The organism is Marisediminitalea sp. (assembly GCF_984433645.1).
In genome coordinates this window covers 13,053-32,237 of sequence record NZ_CFIDRX010000025.1, presented here as the reverse complement: position 1 = coordinate 32,237, position 19,185 = coordinate 13,053, and the positions used below count along the sequence as shown (strand labels likewise).

Sequence of the window (19,185 nt, the reverse complement as noted above, 5' to 3'; positions counted from 1 at the left end):
CATCGCCGGTATTACTCCAAATGCCATTGTTGAGCACCGCAGACACCGCTGCGGGGCGTTCATCACTAGTCACCAACAACAGTGGGCCACTTGGCGTTAATTCAACGTCTACTCCACCCCAATTTTCATCAAACCCCGACACAGACGCAATTTTAGGTAAGCGCTGCACGGCGTCTAGATCATCAGCCCCAACACCATAGATAAGCGCAAGTTGTTTTGAACGCTCAGCAAACCAAATGCCATGCGCACTGGCCTGCGCGGATATCAGCGCGGCGAGCGCCATTACGGTAATCTTCTTCAACATACTTGTTCCCTATATATTATTTTCGTGGTTTAACTGATTAACGCCTTTCCGTTTTTTCATTCATCACGATTAAAGCGGATACGGCAAAACCCGACCTGGTATTCCTTAGTCTTTCACACCCTCCTGATCAGCAAATTTCATTCTTAATGCGATTAAAAGCACATTCTGCCGAAAATATTGGCCTGCCATTGCTTCATGCGTCGCATGTCGAGGCCGAATTAAGCCTGGCGTTTTTTTAAATAGGGGAGAAGAAGCACATACAATGCGCCAGTACAGCTCACACGTGATAAAGCACTGGCAGCTATAGAGAATAAGCTACAGAAAGTCAGCTTGTGGAAGGAGCGTCGACCGCTAACGCAAATACGATTTAAGCAGCTTGCTCAGCGCGTCAATTTCTTCATTGCGCTGTGTTTCGGTAAGTTCAGGATCGCCCAGGTGGGCACGAATGTGATCATCCAGAATGGTCGTCATCAGGCCGTTCACTGCGCCTTTAATGGCAGTCACCTGTTGCAAAATAGCCAGGCACTCGGTGTCTTCGGTCAGCGACTTTTCCACAGCATTCAGCTGCCCGCGAATTTTCTTGACCCGGGTGAGCAACGCCTGCTGGTTATTTTTGATGTGTGCCATGGTTTTCACATATCACAATGGTATACTGGGGTACAGTATAACAGTCGCTATCACACACCGAAAGGGTAATGCAGCGCTATGACTTCTCATCACCACACACACCATCATGAACATGACAATTGCAACAGCACGTCGACTGGCGATTGGCGTCATGCCCATAACTATTATGTAGACACCCAGGCTGCCGAGAAAAAGATAAACCTGGTGTTTTTGCTGACCACGGTCACCATGGTCGTGGAAATTGTGGCGGGTACCTGGTTTGGTTCGATGGCCTTGCTGGCCGATGGGTGGCACATGTTTACCCACTCCGCTGCGTTTGCCGTGTCGATGTTTGTGTACTGGTATTCACGTAAACACCGCAACAGCAGTGCCTTCACCTTTGGTACCGGTAAAGTAAACGCGTTGGGCGGCTTTGCCAGCGCAGTCGCCCTAGGTACGGTTGCACTGATGATGCTAATTGAGTCTACAGAACGATTGTTCTTACCTGAATTAATTAGTTTTAATGAAGCAATTATCGTAGCAATTATTGGCTTTGTGGTGAACGTAGCCTCCGTATTTCTGCTGCATGACGACCACCATCATCACGGTCATTCTCACGGTCACAGTCATGGACACGCACATGAAAACAATGACCATCATCACGACCACAACCTGAAAGCCGCGTATTTTCATGTGCTAGCTGACACACTCACCTCATTGCTGGCCATAGCGGCGCTTATTCTGGGTAAATATTACGGCTGGTTATGGGCAGATGCGCTCATGGGGATTGTAGGCGCAGTGGTAATCGGAAAATGGGCCTGGCATCTGATTTCAGACAGCAGCGGTATGTTGCTCGACAAGTCGTTACACACCGAAAAGCTGGAAGTGATTGCCGATCATATTGAAAAAACCGGCGACACCAAAGTCACCGATTTTCACTGCTGGCAGCTATCAGGAAAACATGTGGCGGGCGTATTAACGGTAGCCACGACCACTGATAGCGACGCCGAGAGCTACCGGGCCGTAGTGTCTGGTCATCTGGACATTGACCATCTCACCGTTGAGGTTAACCGGGTAGATACCCTGTAGCGAGGTTCTCGTTACAGGGCCATGTCCTTGTGACATAGAATGCGCTTACCTTCTGGCAGCTTGTGCTCGGGTGGCGGCAGGCTGTCGCATTGCCCCTGAATACTCACCGAACAGCGATTGCGGAACCGGCACAGCGCATCGTTTTGCGCAATACGTACCGTGGCCTGCTCATGACCGTCAGGTTTGGTATCCAGCCATAAAGGGTCCAGTGTTGGCACGCTGCTAACCAGCAGTTCAGTATACGGGTGATACGGCCCGGCTCTGAACGCTTTGCCGCTGGCGTGCTCCACCTTTTTGCCTTTGTACAACACCACCACTTCATCACACAGGCTTTTCACCGTGGAAATGTCATGGCTAATAAACACAATGGCAATATTGAGCTTTTGTTGAAGCTCTTTGAGCAGGTCCAGAATCGCGGCAGCCACCACGGTATCCAGCGCCGATGTTACCTCGTCACACAAGATTACCGTCGGCTCAGCCGCCAGGGCACGGGCCAGGTTAATCCGTTGTTTTTGCCCACCCGACAGCGCACCACATTTTCGATGGGCCAAATCAGCGGGCAATTTCACCAACTCTAATAACTCTGCTACGCGTTCTGCGCGCGCCCGGCCAGTCAAACCATGAAAAAAGGTTAACGGTCTACCCAGAATATCACCAACTTTATGCGCGGGATTTAGCGCGGTATCGGCGTTTTGAAACACCATTTGAATGTGCTGACACTCAGCTTTACTGCGTTCATCAATGGCAGGTTTGAGCTCTTTGCCGTTCAGCAGCATATAGCCTTTTGCGGCAGGCAGCAGGCCTGCAATTACGCGAGCGAACGTTGACTTACCTGACCCCGATTCACCGATGATCCCAACGGTTTGCCCCTGCCTGACTTTTAACGAAATATCTGACAGCACCGGAATCTCTACCGAGCCATCACGTAGGATCTTTCCGTAACCCGCTTCAATGTTGGCCACTTCCAGTACGGTATCGTGCTTAGGGTTATCCTGAAACGCATCACTGTCCTGAACCGCACTCAGTAGCTGGCGGGTGTATGTGTGCTCGGCGTGATTCAGAATTTGGCTGGTCACATTGTTTTCCATGACCTTGCCATGCTGTAGCACCAGAATGCGATCTGCCATTTGCGCAACCACCGCCAGATCATGAGATACGTACACTGCGGTGGTGTTATAAGCTTTCACGGCCGCTTTAAATGCTTTAAGCACTTCCACCTGAGTGGTGACGTCCAGCGCAGTGGTAGGCTCATCAAAGATCACCAGTTCTGGCTCACAAATCAGCGCCATTGCTGCCATTAAGCGCTGAAGCTGTCCACCAGACACTTCGTGAGGATAACGGGCACCAATAGTGTCCGGCTCCGGCAATGCCAGTTGCTTAAACAAATCGACAGCTTTTACTTTCGCCTGTTCGCGGTTCAACACGCCATGCATCAAGGCACTTTCTATAACCTGATCCATAATACGGCGCGAGGGATTAAACGCAGCTGCCGCACTTTGCGCAACATACGCCACCTTGCGACCACGGAGATCTGCCAGTTGCTTTTCATTGAGTGCAAGCATGTTGTCATTGCCCACATTCACCGCACCGCTGCTCAAGCGGCAACCCGGCCGGGCATAACCCAATAACGATAACGCAATGGTGGTTTTACCGGAACCAGACTCGCCAATCAGCGCCAGTACTTCACCTCGCTTCAGCGTAAAGCTCACATCGTGAACAATGGTTTTAGGCGACTCAATCGGGCCAACGTCTACGCATAACTGATTCACTTCTACGTGGTTCGTCATTATTTACTCCCCGCTGAATAGGTCGCGCCGCCGCGCAGGCTGTCGATTAGCAAATTCACAGCAATGGTAATAGTGGCGATAGCAATGGCAGGTATAATTACCGCAGGCGCGCCTTCAGCCAGACCCGAGATATTTTCGCGCACCAGCGAACCCAAATCAGCCTGAGGCGGCTGCACACCCAAACCAAGAAAGCTCAGGCTACTTAACAGCAACACCACAAACACAAAGCGCAAGCCAAAGTCAGCCAACATAGGGTGCACAATATTCGGCAGGATTTCTTTTACCGCCAGATAAGCGCGGCTTTCACCGCGTGTGCGCGCCACTGTAACAAAGTCCATGTTAGCCACATTCACCGCCAGCGAACGCGCCAAACGGAACGAACCGGGCATGTAGCTAATAGCTGTAATCGTAAGCAGAATCGGTACGGACGAGCCAAACGCAGCAATCATCACCAGCGCAAAGATCTTGCTGGGAATTGAAATCAACGCATCCATAAAGCGGCTGATAGCTTCATCGGTGCGCCGATGACTCACCGCAGCAAATAGCGCAATGAAGGTGCCCGTAGCGCATGCCATTCCGGCGGCTGCAAGCGGAATAAAAATGGTAAAGCGCGCACCGTCTAACAGGCGGCTTAATACGTCACGCCCCAGGTAGTCGGTACCCAGCCAGTATTTACCGCTGAATGACTCAAACACATCATAGGCCACCAGCTCGCTGGCAGAATAGGGCGTTATAAACGGGCCTATAATGGCCAGCACGACCCAGAATACCACCAGCGACAAACCTATCTTCCCCGACACCGGTAACGCAGAGAGTTGAGACCGCATAATTAACCTCCCTTACGCAGTTTGGGGTTGGCCACAATGGCAGAAATATCGGCAATCAGGACCAAAATGAGATAGCCCACACAAAACAGCATGGCGCAGGCCTGAAGGAGTGGCATATCGCGGTTGGTTACCGCATCTACCATTAAACTTGCTACACCGGGATAGTTAAAGATCACTTCCACAATGACCACCCCGCCCAGCAGATAGGACAGACTCAAGGCAATGGCATTCACAATAGGGCCAACAGCATTGGGCAGGGCATGGCGCAATACGGCACGCGACAAAGTCGCGCCTTTCAACAGCGCCATTTCAACATAGGGCTGCGACAGTTGTTCTACCACCGCAGCACGGGTAAGACGGGCCATTTGCGCACTTAACACAATGCAAAGCGTGACAACCGGCATGGCAAAGGCCCTGAAATAGTCATAAGCCGTGGCATCGCGGGGAATATACGATAGCGACGGCAACCAGTTAAGTTCTACTGCGAAGATCAGCACCAGGATGGTGGCCAGCAGAAACTCGGGGACGGCAACCATCGACAAGGTGAAAATATTCACCGCTTTATCGATGCGGCTACCGCTGTACATGGCCGATACAATGCCCAGTACCATAGCAAATGGCACGGCGAGCACGGCGGTAAACCCGGCAAGCAGTAAAGACTTGCTCAGGCGCTCGCCAATCAGCGCATCAACCGGACGGTCATTTGCTAACGAGACGCCCGCATCACCGGTGAGCAAGCCACCCAACCATTTGGCATAGCGTACCGGTGGCGGGTCGTTTAAGCCGTAGGCCTCACGTAATTCAGCGACCGCTTCAGGCGTAGCGCTTTGACCCAACATTTCCTGTGCCGCATCGCCAGGCAACAAGTTAGCAATAAAGAACACCACTGCAGATACAATCAGCAAGGTGATCAGTGACACACCAATGCGCTGGGCAATAAGCCGGAGGATGACTTTCATGTAAATACTCCCTTGAAAATCAGGCGTCCAGCCAAACGTGTTCAGCAAAGCTGTAGCCCATGAACCCGCCAGTCGGAATGGGGTAGAAGCCTTTGATACGTTTGTCGTAACCGTCAATGATGTTTAAAAAGACCGGTATGCTCACGCCGCATTGCTCAGCAATGAGGGTTTGCATATCACCATACATTTGTTTGCGCACCTGTTCGTTACCTTCACCGCGCGCGGCCAATAACAGTTGGTCGAACTGTGGGTTTTGCCAGCCGGATTCGTTCCAGGGCGCATCAGATTTGTAAAACAAGCTGAAAAGCTCATCCAGACTGGCTCTCGGGTTAATATTGCCGAATCCTAAGGGGTGCTTCATCCAGTGATTCGACCAATAGCCATCAGCCGGTACCCGGTTTATGCCTAGCTTGAGATCAGTTTCAATACCGGCCAATTGCAACAATGCCGCCATGTCGGTCGAGCCTTCCGCTGCCGGAGACGCAAACACCGGCACGCGAGCGCCGGTCATACCTGCTTTCTTCAGATGATAGCGGGCACGATCCAAATCATAGGGGCGCTGGGGCAAATCCGCATTGTAGTAACGATGACTTGGCGGCACCGGATGGTCGTTGGCAATGGTGGCATAACCGCGGAACAGCGCGCGTTTTATCAGCGGCCGGTTCATCATATATTTGTTCGCCAGCACAAAATCAGGGTTGTTCGTGGGGTAAACGTCCTGACGCATAATGAGGTTCGTGTACAAGCCAGACTCGGTTTGCATCACATCACAATTACCAGAGCGTCGCACCCGTTTGGTCGAACGCGGGTTTAATGCCAGTGCCATCTGAATATCTCCAGACAGCAAGGCATTTACCCTGGATGATTCATCGGCAATACCCACCAATTCAATTTCATCCAGATAGGGACGACCGGGCTTAAAGAAATCTGGGTTTTTACGCGCTATGGTGCGCACACCCGGACTGAATTCTGCCAGTGTATAAGGGCCCGTACCGTTGGCAGTTCGAGTAAAGTCAGTTGTACCTTCAGCCACTACACAAAAATTTGCTGAGGCCAGAATAATGGGTAAATCAGCATTCGGTGACGCCAGTGTCAGTGACAGGCTATTTGGTCCGGTTACCTTTGCGTCAATAAACTGGGCGGCAATTGGCGCAACCCGCGACGTGGTCGCCGGGTCTTTATGGCGCATCAGGGAATACACCACATCCTGCGGTGTTAGCGACTTTCCATTGTGAAACGTCACGCCTTGGCGAAGCGTGATCTGCCAGGTTTGCTGGTCGTCAGACTCGAGTACTTCGGCTAGTGATAAATCGGCGCCCAACTCCCGGTTAAACTGGGTTAACCCACTGTACAGCATATAAATACGCATGTAGTCGGTGCTTAGTGACGCCTTGGCGGGATCCAGCGTGTCTTTAGTTGACACAGACGTACTGGCGACCCGAATACGACCACCGTATTTCGGTGTTTGCGTTTGTGCATTTTCCGGGGTTTGCGCCAGTACATGCCCCGGCACCATCAGCCCACTGGCTGCGGTGACTAAGCCTGCGGCGCCCACTGCTTTAAGCATGGCGCGGCGACTATCAGAAAATCGATATTCAGGCTTCATTTGTTCACTATCCTTTTCGCAGACACAGTTAACACGGCTTAGTGCAACAGGTCCTGCACTTTGTAATACATTCCGACAAAGGGTAAGAACCAGGGCTTGCCAAAGTGTCCCGGTACGGCGGGCCATTGGCGGGTAACCCAAGGGCAGGCAGTGTCTTTGCCTTCAATCATGTCGGCCATCACTTCACCCATATGCACCGCCATTTGCACACCGTGGCCGCTGTAGCCCATAGCGTAGAACATGCCGTTGTGCTCACCGACCTTGGGTAAACGGTCGGCGCTCATGTCTACTGTACCGCCCCAGCAATAATCGATGCGGGTACTGGCAAGCTGCGGAAACATGTCGTCCAATGCCTTGCGAAGTACTTCGCCACTTTTCAGATCTGAGCGTGGGTTAGACACCGCAAAGCGCGCTCGACCCCCGAACAACAAGCGATTGTCAGCGGTTAAACGGAAGTAGTTACCAATATTTTTACTGGTAACGTAAGAGCGCTTACCCGGGAATAAGTCGGCTACCTGCTGCTCTGACAACGGCTCGGTGGTTACTGCAAAGCTGCCTACCGGTACGATGCGACGACGGAACCAGCTAAATGGGCCCGGGCCACTGCCGCCCGTAGCGATAAGCACGGATTTGGCTTCCACCACATGCTGCGGGGTCGCTACTGTCCAACTGCCGTCAGCGCGTTTTTCTGTGCCTACTACCGGGTTATGCTGCAGTATGGTTACACCTTTTTCGACACACGCCGAAGCTAACCCATGAACCAGTTTACCTACGTGTAACTGCGCGCCGTTTGGCGTGAGCAGGCCCCCGTAGAATTGATTAGAAGCAATTTCCTGCTGAAGTGCATCGGCATCCAACAGTTTGGCATCGGGATCAACGACCTTCACCAATGCCTCATGGGTGCGTTTCAGTTTTTCGAAATGCTCAGGCTTGGCCGCCAGTTTAATTTTACCGGCGCGGCGGAAATCACAATCGATGTCATGCTGCTTCACAATCTGCTCTACCGAATCCACCGCCTGGTTGTAAAACTGATAGAACGACTGTGCTTTTTCTTCACCGTAGGTGGCAACTAAACCAGCGTAATCCTGCGCCGTACCATTGTTGCACTGACCGCCGTTGCGACCAGACGCTTCGCCGCCCACTACGCCAGCTTCGCAAATCACCACGCTGGCACCGCGCTTTGCTAATGCCAACGCTGAAGACAAGCCGGTAAAGCCACCACCAATCACGACTACATCCACGCAACCTGATGGCGGAGTATGGTCTGAGGTATCGACAGTAGACGCGGTATCTAACCAGTACGACGCACTTTTCATAACGTACCTTACAGTCCTACAACGCCCGGTAAGCCAGAAATGTCTTTGATTTCTGTGTAGCCGTAAAACGGGTTGGCGGGCTCGTGACCACGGTTTACCCACACCTTGTTTTTAATACCAATATCATGGGCTGACATCAGGTCGTAACGGAAACTGGAAGACACGTGCAGGATGTCTTCCGGGTTACAACCCAGGTTATCCAGCATGTACTCAAAGGCTTGTAAACGCGGCTTATAAGCCTGTGCTTGTTCTGCGGTGTAAACAGCGTGGAACGGCGCTTCCAGATTCGCCACGTTGTGGTGAATCTGTTCATTCATGGCGTTAGACAGAATGACCAATGGAATTTCTTTAGCCACTTTTTTCAGCGGCTCCACTACATCCGGATGCGGACCCCAGGTAGGTACAGCGTTGTATATCGCCACACTGTCTTCGTCGCGGTACTCAATGTTCCACAATTTACATAAACGGGTAACCGCATTACGTACCACTTCTGCATAAGGCTTCCAGGCGCCCAGCACTTCATCTAAGCGATAAGCAGAAAAATCTTTTACGAATTGCGGCATTTGTTCTGGTGTGATGCGATCGGCAAACAGCTTTTGCGCCATCGGGGCCATTTCAAAAAAGATCAGGGTGCCGTAGCAGTCGAAGGAAATATACTTAGGCTTAAATACACTCATTAGGGGTTCCAACTATCAGTTCTCAATTAATTCTATTACACCACGCGACGTTTTTTATTTAATGCCAAAATAATTCGCTTCAGCGCCACGTGGCAGGTGTTTTTTATTCGTCAATCAGCAGACTATGCTGTGCTGACACCGCACTTTTTTATTCTTCAAACCGGCATTACCTGCTTGCTGCAGCCGGTGCAATGTCAATCACTCTAGCCGTGTTACTTATGTTGACTGGCTTTCCCTTATCTTCCCCCATCCGCCACAGCAGATTTTGCTGAGAAGTGCCCAAAAACAATATTTCACTGCCTTTCTTGTTCCGCTATCAAACAATTCGCGCGGGTGATCGCCGCTACCATGTTGGATAGAAATCGTACATGCGCCAGTTGCGTGTGTGCATCACGCTGACAGGTATGCATCGCGCGCCTTCCTATGCCTCGCGACATACAGAAAAATTGGAAAACAATCATGCAAACGCCTGCTTTGACAGAAATGGACAGTCGCTATCTTGTTCATCCGGTATCAAATTTTCGTCAACATCAGGAAAAAGGAGTAAAGGTACTCCAGTCTGGTGATGGCCCCTGGCTTACCGCAGCAGATGGTAATACGTATCTCGACGCCTTCGCCGGACTATGGTGCGTTAATGTGGGCTATGGGCAGCAACGTATTGTAGACGCTGCCACCGCTCAAATGAATCAATTGCCTTATGCCACCGGCTACTTTGGTTTTGGTAGCGAACCGGCCATCGTTCTGGCTGAAAAACTGGTATCGATAACACCGTCTTCATTGCAGCATGTGTATTTTTCCCTCGGCGGCTCTGACGCTGTCGACGCGGCGATTCGCTACATAACGCATTATTACAATGCCATTGGCAAACCCACTAAAAAGCACATTATTGCGCTGCAACGCGGCTACCATGGCTCGTCATCTACTGGCGCGGGCATTACCGGCTTACCCGCTTTTCATGCAAACTTTGATTTGCCGCTGGCCCATCAGCACCATATTAGCTGCCCGTACCTGTATCGCAGTAACTACGACTCTGCACAAAAGCTCATTGATGCTTCGGTATCTGAGCTGGAAGCCAAAGTTGCAGAGATCGGTGCTGATAACGTTGCCGCCTTTTTCTGTGAGCCGGTCATTGGCTCGGGTGGCGTAATTGTGCCGCCAAAAGGCTGGTTAAAAGCCATAGCCGAGACCTGTAAGCGATTAGGCATTCTGTTTTTAGCAGACGAAGTCATTACTGGATTCGGACGTACAGGCACCATGTTTGCCTGCGAGCATGAAGGTGTCGAACCCGACCTGATGACGATTGCCAAAGGGTTAACGTCGGGCTACGCCCCCATGGGCGCGGTGTTAATGTCTGATGAAATTTTCAATGGCATCGCCGATGGGCCGAACAAAGCTGCCGTGGTTGGACACGGTCAGACGTATTCAGCGCATCCGGTTAGTGCTGCGGTTGCACTGGAAGTTATCAAAATATACGAAGAAGGCATGCTGGCTCACGCGCAAGCTGTTGCGCCGTATTTTGAAGCGAAGTTGCAAGCCTGCTTGTCTCATCCATTGGTGGGAGATGTGCGCAGCTTAGGCCTGTTAGGTGCCATTGAACTGGTTGCCGATAAAGCCACCAAGCGCCCTTTTCCAGCAGCGATAAAACTGCATGAAACCATTGCCGATATTGCCTGGCAACACAAACTGATTTTCCGCGCCTTTGGCGACAACATTCTGGGCTTTGCGCCGGCATTGTGTTTCACCGAGAGCGATTTCGATACCTTATTTGAACGCCTGCAACTGACGCTGGACGATGTGCTGGCACTGGATGTTGTTCAAAACGAGATGCAACAGGAGCTGTAACCCCCATGAGTCAAACCTATAACGTAGCGGTAATCGCAGGAGATGGCATTGGCAAGGAAGTCATGCCTGAAGGCCTTAAAATTGTAAAAGCGGCTGCCGACAAATTCGGACTTAACATTGAATTCCACACTTTTGAGTGGGGTGGCTGCGACTACTATGAAACCCATGGCAAAATGATGCCTGACGACTGGAAAGCTCAGGTTGCCGACATGGATGCAATCTACTTTGGTGCAGTTGGCTGGCCGGCGTCCGTACCTGATCATATTTCACTGTGGGGCTCAATTTTAACCTTCCGCCGTGAGTTCGATCAGTACATCAATATGCGTCCTGTTCGCACCTTTGAAGGCGTTAAATGTGCACTGTCTACTCCCAAAGCTGATGATATTGACTTCCTGGTCGTGCGCGAAAACACCGAGGGCGAATATTCCGCCATTGGCGGCATAATGTATGAAGGCACCGACCGCGAAGTGGTTATGCAGCAATCGGTATTTACTCGCTATGGCACCGACCGTGTGTTGCGGTATGCGTTCGAAACCGCCAAGCGTCGGGAAGCCAAAAGCCTTACCGTTGCCACCAAGAGCAACGGCATGGCAATCAGCATGCCCTGGTGGGATTCACGCGCAGAAGCGGTTTCAGAAGACTACCCGGAAATCAGCTGGGACAAACAGCATATCGATATTTTGTCGGCACGTTTTGTAATGCAGCCTGAGCGCTTCGACGTTGTCGTGGCGTCGAATTTGTTCGGTGACATTTTGTCTGATTTGGGGCCGGCCTGTACTGGTACCATTGGTTTAGCGCCTTCGGCCAACCTGAACCCTGAACGTAAATTCCCGTCTTTATTTGAGCCGGTGCACGGCTCCGCGCCGGATATTTATGGTAAAAATATCGCCAACCCCATCGGCATGATTTGGTCTGGCGCGCTGATGCTTAGCTTTCTGACTCACGACACGGGGGCAGGCAAAGAGGCACACGATGCCATTGTGACAGCCATTGAACACACCTTGAAAGGCAGCGTTGTAACCCCAGATCTAGGGGGAGAAGCATCAACGCAGGCAATGGGTGAAGCCATACTGGCTAACCTCTAATAACATCGGGAGAAACCATGGATCTCACGTCACGGCTTGCTGAGCCGTCACTGTTTAACACGTTGAACTACATCAATGGGCGCTGGCAGAAAGCGATATCGGGACAAACCTATCCGGTAGTTAATCCTGCCAATGGCGAGTTAATTACCGAAGTCGCCAACAGCGACGCAATAGATGCTGCCCATGCTGCCCGAAGTGCCCAAAAAGCGTTTGCTCAATGGCAGCTCACTACTCACAAGGCACGCGCTGACCTGCTGGAGTGCTGGCATGCGCTTATTCTTGAACATCGGGATGATCTCGCGGCCATCATGTCTTCTGAGCAAGGCAAACCCCTGGCCGAAGCAAAAGGCGAAGTAGACTACGGCGCCTCTTATGTGAAATGGTTTGCACAACAAGCCATGCAGCTTCGTGGCGATATCCTGCCTAGCTCAAAGCCACACTACCAGCAAACCGTCGAAAAACGTCCGGTGGGTGTAGTCGCGGTTATTACGCCGTGGAATTTTCCGTTTGCGATGTTGGCCAGAAAGATTTCCCCGGCCATTGCAGCAGGTTGCACCGTGGTCGTTAAACCCGCTGAAGACACGCCGCTGACCGCGTTAGCCATGGCGAAGCTGGCTGAATTAGCCGGTTTCCCGGAAGGTACCATTAACGTACTCGCCGCCTCCCGAGAACAAACAGCCATTGCGGTAGATGCCTGGCTAAAAGACCCGTGTGTGAAAAAGCTAAGCTTTACCGGTTCCACCCAGGTGGGGCGCTATTTAGCCGAACGCTCTGCCAGCACGCTTAAAAAGCTGTCGCTGGAGTTGGGTGGCAACGCGCCATTTATTGTGTTTGAAGACTGCGATATCGACGCTGCTATTCAGGGGTTGATGGCTGCAAAAATGCGTAATGGCGGGCAAACCTGCGTGTGTCCCAACCGTATTTATGTACAGGAAGGCATTTACGATGAATTTGCCAGCCGTTTGGTAGACCGCGTGTCTGCATTAACGCTGGGCGACCCTTTCGACGAAGACACCCAGATAGGCCCGATGATCAATCAGAAAGCCATCGATAAAATCAGTGCCCACGTTGCGGATGCTGAAGAACAAGGCGGCGTATTACTGTGTGGCAGTGCTACGCCAAAACAGGATCTGTTCTTTGAACCGGTGGTCATTGCAGACGCGAATAACAGCATGGCGTTGTTTAGCGAAGAGACTTTTGGACCGGTACTGCCGCTGTTTAAATTCAGCACGGAAGAAGAAGCGATTGCGGAAGCCAATAACACGGAATATGGCTTAGCAGCTTACTTCTATACCCAGAACCACAATCGCATTCACCGGGTTCGCCGCGCATTGCAAGCTGGCGTAATCGGTGTGAACGAAGGTGCCGTTGCCAGTGAAGTGGCTCCCTTCGGCGGCGTTAAGGCTTCAGGCTACGGCCGCGAAGGCTCACACTACGGCCTGGACGATTTCCTGCAAATCAGCTACATCTGCGAAGGCAACCTCCCCTAAATTTGTGGACACCCACCTTTTTTGAGACACCCACATAATCTTATGGGTGTCTCAGTTTTCCTTGATTCTTTCAAACTTCACTATTCAGTTGAATAGCTAACCATAATCCCCTTCTTTTTATGGACACCCACACAAAAGGTGGGTGTCCATAAAAAAGTGGGTGTCTCAAATTCTTTGAAACAAAAAAGCCGCTGTCATGGCAGCGGCTCAATGTTAACTACGAACGATGAATCGATTAGAAGTACTTTATAAGCGGATTACCACTCTTCTTCTTGAATGCCGAGAAGGCTTTGGTGGGGAAATACAATGTTACGCCCAGCACGACTGCGCCGGCCCAAATCTGCCATACATCATCGAACGCAAACATGTCACCGTGATTTGGCCCCCACACATTGATTGCGATTCGATACAGCACCAGCAGTACCGCCAGGTGCAGGATGTAGAAAAACATAGGCGCAGAGCCGAAGTTTTCTATGACTTTGCTGTACTGATTATTCACTTTGTCCAGTCCTACCAAAATCAAGAATGCAGCACCCAGTGTAAACAGCACATAGTCCAGTGACGGCGGGTATTTCGTGTAGTTGATGAATGACATTACACTTTGTACTGCGGTGTCCTGTATCTCAAACGGCAGTACTTCACCGTATAGATTTGTGCTTCGCAACACAATTAACAGGCCCCACATGCCGAGCGCAAGTGTAGTTAACGTCTTACGTCGTTTTGCACCGTCGAAATCGCGCGCATAAATTGGGCCCATGCTGTATCCGAGCAGAATAACACCAATCCAGGGTAAAACCGGATACGACGCCTTTATGCGGAACGTCTCTGATTCGAAAATAATCCCTCGGTCGTGTAGTACCGCCCAAATGTTGTAGCCTGCTTCACCCGGATTAAAAGCGATTGGGCTCAAAAGGTTGTGACCACAAACAATGAGCAACCCCAGTGCAAGGATAAGTTTGGGTGGAAGTTTACTTAGCACAGACAAAGACACCATGCTGATGCCTATCGCCCACATAACCTGAAGGTACAGGGTGTCGTACGTACCTAACCAAAGCCAGTTGATGATGGCGATCTCAACAAAGATGATGAAAAGGCCTCGCTTGAACAAGAAAGGGGTGGCTGAGCGTGGCGCTTTGTTCGCTGGATGGGCATATAGCCATGCCGAGAGCCCCGTCAGAAACACAAATACCGGTGCGCATAGGTGTGCAGAAATGCGCGTAAAAAATAACTGCGGACTGGTCGCTTCCAAATCCATCGGATCGCTCACATTCAAATGATAGAAGAAGCGTTCTCTAACGTGGTCAACTAACATGAATAACATGACCAGGCCACGCAGAATATCAATTGAAGCAATACGCTTACTGTGAATAACTTCAGGTGTAGTTAAAGGGGGAGTATTCATAATTATAATTCCCTGGTAATAGAGGCATGACGCAATTGTCTAATTTCTTCTTATTTGGGAACTATGGTAGCGAACAACAAAAAGCATTATCCGCTTATATCTGTGTCTCAGTCGGAATAAAACGTTAAATTAAAGGCATGTTGGAAGAAAGGAAAGCTGCTGGCGTAATTGCGCCAGCAGCGGCGATCTTGTGCATCTTGTCTGTACGCGTATATGCTGTTTTTGTTTGAGACCGCCGAATCAGTATTGCTTTGTAAATGATTCTTTACTCTCAATCCTAGCGGGCTGACAGCGCTTAGCAATTAAACAAAAGTATAAGAAAGGCAACTCAACTCTAAAGAATTCCTAGTAGCTTTTTCTGGACACCCACCTTTTTGAATAAACTATCAAAGCCTTTTGCTACTATTTTCATTCCGCTAACACCGTGAAATAACAGTAAGAATATGCTCTATTGCTTCATCAAAAAGTTTTATCTTAAAGAGCATTATTTCTCACTCTGAAATGCATAGTCTGCCAGCGTAAACAGGTGCATAATCGGCCGATTTTTTAAACAACTGGTTGTTACCATGCAATTTTCAAATGACCGCGTGTCAGTGTTTGCTTTACCCGTATGTGAATACGAAAATGTACTATCTGTCGAAGCTGGTACCCGATACAGAGATGCAGTATTACTAAATATTCCCGGTGGCGAAGCCTGGGTATTTGACTATGGCGTTATCGTGTTTTGGGGTGTCGACGAAGACGAACGGCTGTCTTTACTTCATCGCCTGAAAATCCAAAGCGACGTCATTGCCGGCGATCATCAGGAACATTTTCGTTTTTCCGTAGAAGGCACCGAAATCAAGCTTCAAAAGGACCTGATAACACTGGGTATGGACGCTCCGCTGCAACGCTTAGCCGTAAGTCATGCTTTGGCACAGTCATTAAAACTTAATGATTATGAGCAACGTGCACAGGAAACCATTGTTGACTATGCTCACTTGCCGAAAGCGCTGGCATCAACCGGTAAGATAAACCTTAGCCGCAATGAAATTGCGAGTATTCGTGGTCATTTGTTCAGCACTAAAAGTGACATCTTCCTACACTATGGGCTATTGGATACACCAGAGTTTTTCTGGGAATACCCAGAGTATGAGTCGGCTTACAATGCAACCGCGAAATATTTGGATATCCGCCCTCGCGTTGAGCTCTTGTCGAACAAGCTGAATGTTATTCACGAATTGTTTGAAATGCTGGCTGACGAACTAAAGCATAAGCACTCTTCTTTTCTGGAGTGGATCATTATTATTCTGATCGCATTTGAAATTGTCATGTTCGGTGCTCAGGAACTGAAAGCACTGTTATTCTAGCCATATTCACTGAGGAGCCGGCAATGCTGGCTCCTGTGCATATAAAATTACAAAAGAAACTAGTAAACCTGCGGCATACTTTATAGACTGCGGGCTTTGCTAATACGTTTCGAGTGCACAGCAGTAAACTACAAAGAGCCCATTAGAGGTTTTGCTGCGCGACAGAACACTCGAAGAAGAAATATAAGGGTTCTTAACATGTCTCAAAATAAAGTTGGTTTAGTAGGTTGGCGCGGAATGGTAGGCTCTGTCCTGATGCAGCGCATGCAGGAAGAGAGTGATTTTTCTCTAATTGAGCCAACTTTTTTCACCACGTCACAAACCGGTAGTGCCGCACCAGATTTCGCAGGCAAAGACTGCGGATTACTTCAGGACGCCTTCGACATTGAAGCATTAGGTGCTCAGGACATTATTATTACCTGCCAGGGCGGTGACTATACCAAAGACGTCTATCCTAAGCTGCGTGAAGCGGGATGGAACGGCTACTGGATTGACGCGGCCTCTGCTCTGCGTATGAAAGACGATGCGGTTATTGTTCTTGACCCTGTGAACCGTGCCGAGATTGATAAAGGCATTGCCTCTGGTGTTAAAACCTATGTCGGCGGTAACTGTACAGTGTCATTAATGCTTATGGCGCTGGGCGGGTTATTCGAAAAAGACCTGGTTGAATGGGCTACGCCGATGACTTATCAGGCTGCATCCGGCTCAGGCGCTAAGCACATGCGTGAACTGTTAACGCAAATGGGCGCGGTGTACGGCAACGTAAAAGACATGGTCGACGACCCGTCGACAGCTATCTTAGATATTGACCGTCAGGTAGCGGAATATATTCGCTCAGACGATTATCCGAAGGAACAGTTTGGTGTGCCACTTGCTGGCAGCCTTATCCCGTACATCGACACACAGCTTCCATCAGGCCAAAGCCGCGAAGAATGGAAGGCTGAAGCCGAAGCCAACAAAATTCTGGGAACCACTGAAGCGCCAGTCCCTGTTGACGGTATTTGCGTGCGTGTAGGCGCCATGCGCTGTCACAGCCAGGCTATCACACTGAAATTGAAGAAAGATTTACCTGTTTCAGAAATCGAAGCCATTCTGGCCGAGCACAACGACTGGGTAAAAGTGATTCCTAACGATCGCGATGTCACAATGGCAGAATTAACACCTGCCAAGGTTACCGGTACCCTGTCCATTCCGGTAGGACGCATTCGCAAGCTAACTATGGGCCCAGAGTACATCTCAGCCTTCACCGTAGGTGATCAGTTGTTGTGGGGCGCTGCAGAGCCACTGCGCAGAATACTTCGCATTATACTCGGCGAGTAAACGACAAAGGCGCTAATTAGCGCCTTTTCTTTTAGACACCCACCTTTTTCAAGACACCCACACAATTGTGTGGGTGTCTTGTTTTAGAGAGTATTCATTCAATCAATTTGAATTCGATAGGAGGCAACAACATACTAATTGATAAAAAGGAGACGACGATGGAATTACCACCAGAGCCAGAAAAGCCACTGAATAGCGATTGCTGTGGCGGCGGCTCCTGCTGCCCGTGTGTATGGGATGTTTATTACGAAAAATACCGCGAATGGCAAGATGCTTGTCATAAATTGAAAGAATCGCAAAAAGCGGAAAATGATTCCAAAGACAGTTAATTCGCGTTGTTAGTCGAAGAACGTTGTTGGCATTCTGCAGTGCTATACAACAGTTAGGCGCCTATTTGCGATCTCAACACTCACTTTTGCACCAAACCGCTTTTCTATTTCAAAACTCATGCATTGCCAACTCTCGACATTGACGTCGAACCCACTGATTTGAGAGTGAAGCTCACTAAAACCATTGTTTCCCGATCGTCGCTTTGCTTCGAGTGTACTTTTAATCAGTTCAATATAATCGGAGAACGTGATATTTAGCGTATTCTCTTGTCGATTCATATTTGTTTGAGTGAACGGCATAAGTGGTTTTATTGGTTTACCTTGGCGAGATAGCAGAATTCGCTTTTTGAGACTCGTAAAATCGGCACTTTCAGGGCTACTAGCTATACCGGCCCGCACCGGATTCAAGTCAACGTAGGCCATGCATGCAAATAACGCAGCTTCATCCAACAGCGCTTGAGACTTAAACCGTCCTTCCCAGAAGCGACCGGTGCAATCATCTTCCTGATTTGCTTTTCTTGCAATGAATTCGTTAAGTAGCCTCATGAACCAACTCACGTCGCAAAGCCGTTTACGATAAACCTTCGCCATTCGGGACACGGTGTCCAATTCAGCATCACTAAGCGAACTACGCTCTTTGTTATTGAGATATTTTCGACAGTAAATCATACCCTTATGCAATCTGTGCCAGCGTACTAACACTTCTTCATCAGTCCAGGACGACGCTTGCTTTTCATTGATATGCAGTACTACATGAGTATGGTTGTGCATCACCGCATAAGCACAGATATCAACGGCAAAAACCTGACCTAACAGCAACAACCGGTTTTCTACCCATTTTCGTCGATGCTCATAGGAGCGGCCAGTTAGTTTATCTTTGCCGCACAAATACGCACGACGTACACAGCGAGAGATACAGTGGTAAAACGGTGTGTCCGAAAGGCAGACCTGGTGCTTTCTTGGTTGTGGCATGGCGATTCCTCCCTGATTGATTTCATTGTGGATGAAAACAGCAAGGCGGTCTGCTGTACATTGGAATAGCAGTGAGTGTCTTTAAATCAGTGCTTTGGGAAGATATGATATTACAGAACACGAAAACATTTTTAGATCTGAAATTATTCTTAATCTAATATGGCCTGGCGGCATATTGTTCAATATATAGAAAAGGAATTAAACAGTGGTTGGTGGTTTTTTTGT

General features: G+C 49.7%; 16 protein-coding genes and 1 pseudogene. 7 read left to right on the top strand and 10 right to left on the bottom strand.

Annotated elements, in window-relative coordinates; all coding sequences use genetic code 11:
- Positions 1 to 304: pseudogene (locus tag AC4MRN_RS05480) on the bottom strand (DUF4198 domain-containing protein); the annotation flags it as partial.
- Between the two features lie 351 nt (positions 305 to 655).
- On the bottom strand, positions 656 to 931 hold the full coding sequence (locus AC4MRN_RS05475; RefSeq protein WP_491202713.1) for a metal/formaldehyde-sensitive transcriptional repressor: 276 nt from the start codon (positions 929 to 931) through the stop codon (positions 656 to 658).
- A 78-nt stretch (positions 932 to 1,009) separates the two neighbouring features.
- Between AC4MRN_RS05475 and dmeF the strand changes: the two genes are divergently transcribed.
- Positions 1,010 to 1,999 carry a CDF family Co(II)/Ni(II) efflux transporter DmeF gene (gene dmeF, locus AC4MRN_RS05470; protein WP_491202712.1) on the top strand — a complete coding sequence of 330 codons (990 nt, stop codon included), beginning with the start codon at positions 1,010 to 1,012 and terminating at the stop codon, positions 1,997 to 1,999.
- An 11-nt stretch (positions 2,000 to 2,010) separates the two neighbouring features.
- On the opposite strand, the gene AC4MRN_RS05465 is transcribed toward dmeF, so the two are convergent.
- Genes AC4MRN_RS05465 through AC4MRN_RS05440 form a run of 6 tightly spaced genes read right to left on the bottom strand, consistent with a single transcriptional unit; the run spans position 2,011 to position 9,171 of the window.
- Complete coding sequence (locus AC4MRN_RS05465; RefSeq protein WP_491202711.1) at positions 2,011 to 3,786, bottom strand: ABC transporter ATP-binding protein; 1,776 nt, start codon at positions 3,784 to 3,786, stop codon at positions 2,011 to 2,013.
- The gene (locus AC4MRN_RS05460; protein ID WP_491202710.1) at positions 3,786 to 4,613 is read right to left on the bottom strand and encodes an ABC transporter permease; all 828 of its coding nucleotides are present in this window, start codon (positions 4,611 to 4,613) and stop codon (positions 3,786 to 3,788) included. The genes AC4MRN_RS05465 and AC4MRN_RS05460 overlap by 1 nt, the downstream gene beginning before the upstream one ends.
- A gap of 2 nt (positions 4,614 to 4,615) precedes the next feature.
- Positions 4,616 to 5,572 (bottom strand): ABC transporter permease, encoded by a 957-nt coding sequence (locus tag AC4MRN_RS05455; protein WP_073317670.1) that lies wholly within the window; start codon positions 5,570 to 5,572, stop codon positions 4,616 to 4,618.
- A 19-nt stretch (positions 5,573 to 5,591) separates the two neighbouring features.
- Positions 5,592 to 7,178: an ABC transporter substrate-binding protein gene (locus tag AC4MRN_RS05450; RefSeq protein WP_491202709.1), complete on the bottom strand. Its 1,587-nt coding sequence runs from the start codon at positions 7,176 to 7,178 to the stop codon at positions 5,592 to 5,594.
- Positions 7,179 to 7,216: 38 nt separating this feature from the next.
- Positions 7,217 to 8,494 carry an NAD(P)/FAD-dependent oxidoreductase gene (locus tag AC4MRN_RS05445; RefSeq protein ID WP_490403126.1) on the bottom strand — a complete coding sequence of 426 codons (1,278 nt, stop codon included), beginning with the start codon at positions 8,492 to 8,494 and terminating at the stop codon, positions 7,217 to 7,219.
- 8 nt (positions 8,495 to 8,502) lie between these two features.
- On the bottom strand, positions 8,503 to 9,171 hold the full coding sequence (locus AC4MRN_RS05440; RefSeq protein WP_073317677.1) for a haloacid dehalogenase type II: 669 nt from the start codon (positions 9,169 to 9,171) through the stop codon (positions 8,503 to 8,505).
- Between the two features lie 459 nt (positions 9,172 to 9,630).
- Between AC4MRN_RS05440 and AC4MRN_RS05435 the strand changes: the two genes are divergently transcribed.
- From AC4MRN_RS05435 to AC4MRN_RS05425, 3 genes are read left to right on the top strand one after another with little or no spacing between them, the layout of a single operon-like run.
- Complete coding sequence (locus AC4MRN_RS05435) at positions 9,631 to 11,013, top strand: aminotransferase class III-fold pyridoxal phosphate-dependent enzyme (RefSeq protein WP_491202708.1); 1,383 nt, start codon at positions 9,631 to 9,633, stop codon at positions 11,011 to 11,013.
- A 5-nt stretch (positions 11,014 to 11,018) separates the two neighbouring features.
- Positions 11,019 to 12,098 carry a tartrate dehydrogenase gene (locus tag AC4MRN_RS05430; RefSeq protein WP_475071261.1) on the top strand — a complete coding sequence of 360 codons (1,080 nt, stop codon included), beginning with the start codon at positions 11,019 to 11,021 and terminating at the stop codon, positions 12,096 to 12,098.
- 17 nt (positions 12,099 to 12,115) lie between these two features.
- Complete coding sequence (locus tag AC4MRN_RS05425) at positions 12,116 to 13,588, top strand: NAD-dependent succinate-semialdehyde dehydrogenase (protein ID WP_491202707.1); 1,473 nt, start codon at positions 12,116 to 12,118, stop codon at positions 13,586 to 13,588.
- A 235-nt stretch (positions 13,589 to 13,823) separates the two neighbouring features.
- Here the strand turns inward: AC4MRN_RS05425 and AC4MRN_RS05420 are convergent, their stop codons facing one another.
- Positions 13,824 to 14,990 (bottom strand): acetyltransferase domain-containing protein, encoded by a 1,167-nt coding sequence (locus AC4MRN_RS05420; RefSeq protein ID WP_491202706.1) that lies wholly within the window; start codon positions 14,988 to 14,990, stop codon positions 13,824 to 13,826.
- 566 nt (positions 14,991 to 15,556) lie between these two features.
- Between AC4MRN_RS05420 and AC4MRN_RS05415 the strand changes: the two genes are divergently transcribed.
- The 3 genes from AC4MRN_RS05415 (at position 15,557) to AC4MRN_RS05405 (ending at position 17,988) form a co-directional block, all read left to right on the top strand.
- The gene (locus AC4MRN_RS05415; RefSeq protein ID WP_155016336.1) at positions 15,557 to 16,339 is read left to right on the top strand and encodes an RMD1 family protein; all 783 of its coding nucleotides are present in this window, start codon (positions 15,557 to 15,559) and stop codon (positions 16,337 to 16,339) included.
- A 198-nt stretch (positions 16,340 to 16,537) separates the two neighbouring features.
- Positions 16,538 to 17,659 carry an aspartate-semialdehyde dehydrogenase gene (asd, locus tag AC4MRN_RS05410; RefSeq protein WP_491202705.1) on the top strand — a complete coding sequence of 374 codons (1,122 nt, stop codon included), beginning with the start codon at positions 16,538 to 16,540 and terminating at the stop codon, positions 17,657 to 17,659.
- 158 nt (positions 17,660 to 17,817) lie between these two features.
- The gene (locus AC4MRN_RS05405) at positions 17,818 to 17,988 is read left to right on the top strand and encodes an oxidoreductase-like domain-containing protein (RefSeq protein ID WP_255053509.1); all 171 of its coding nucleotides are present in this window, start codon (positions 17,818 to 17,820) and stop codon (positions 17,986 to 17,988) included.
- A gap of 42 nt (positions 17,989 to 18,030) precedes the next feature.
- Here AC4MRN_RS05405 and AC4MRN_RS05400 read toward each other — a convergent pair whose 3' ends face one another.
- Entirely contained in the window at positions 18,031 to 18,960 is a 930-nt protein-coding gene (locus tag AC4MRN_RS05400; protein ID WP_491202704.1) for a transposase, read from the bottom strand.
- Positions 18,961 to 19,185: the final 225 nt, after the last annotated feature.

Coding starts and splice junctions, on each gene's coding strand:
- AC4MRN_RS05460 (WP_491202710.1), bottom strand. CDS start 4,613: ATGCGGTCTCAACTCTCTGCGTTACCGGTGTCGGGGAAGATAGGTTTG.
- AC4MRN_RS05405 (WP_255053509.1), top strand. CDS start 17,818: ATGGAATTACCACCAGAGCCAGAAAAGCCACTGAATAGCGATTGCTGT.
- AC4MRN_RS05445 (WP_490403126.1), bottom strand. CDS start 8,494: ATGAAAAGTGCGTCGTACTGGTTAGATACCGCGTCTACTGTCGATACC.
- AC4MRN_RS05430 (WP_475071261.1), top strand. CDS start 11,019: ATGAGTCAAACCTATAACGTAGCGGTAATCGCAGGAGATGGCATTGGC.
- AC4MRN_RS05420 (WP_491202706.1), bottom strand. CDS start 14,990: ATGAATACTCCCCCTTTAACTACACCTGAAGTTATTCACAGTAAGCGT.
- AC4MRN_RS05440 (WP_073317677.1), bottom strand. CDS start 9,171: ATGAGTGTATTTAAGCCTAAGTATATTTCCTTCGACTGCTACGGCACC.
- AC4MRN_RS05400 (WP_491202704.1), bottom strand. CDS start 18,960: ATGCCACAACCAAGAAAGCACCAGGTCTGCCTTTCGGACACACCGTTT.
- AC4MRN_RS05435 (WP_491202708.1), top strand. CDS start 9,631: ATGCAAACGCCTGCTTTGACAGAAATGGACAGTCGCTATCTTGTTCAT.
- asd (WP_491202705.1), top strand. CDS start 16,538: ATGTCTCAAAATAAAGTTGGTTTAGTAGGTTGGCGCGGAATGGTAGGC.
- AC4MRN_RS05455 (WP_073317670.1), bottom strand. CDS start 5,572: ATGAAAGTCATCCTCCGGCTTATTGCCCAGCGCATTGGTGTGTCACTG.
- dmeF (WP_491202712.1), top strand. CDS start 1,010: ATGACTTCTCATCACCACACACACCATCATGAACATGACAATTGCAAC.
- AC4MRN_RS05475 (WP_491202713.1), bottom strand. CDS start 931: ATGGCACACATCAAAAATAACCAGCAGGCGTTGCTCACCCGGGTCAAG.
- AC4MRN_RS05415 (WP_155016336.1), top strand. CDS start 15,557: ATGCAATTTTCAAATGACCGCGTGTCAGTGTTTGCTTTACCCGTATGT.
- AC4MRN_RS05465 (WP_491202711.1), bottom strand. CDS start 3,786: ATGACGAACCACGTAGAAGTGAATCAGTTATGCGTAGACGTTGGCCCG.
- AC4MRN_RS05425 (WP_491202707.1), top strand. CDS start 12,116: ATGGATCTCACGTCACGGCTTGCTGAGCCGTCACTGTTTAACACGTTG.
- AC4MRN_RS05450 (WP_491202709.1), bottom strand. CDS start 7,178: ATGAAGCCTGAATATCGATTTTCTGATAGTCGCCGCGCCATGCTTAAA.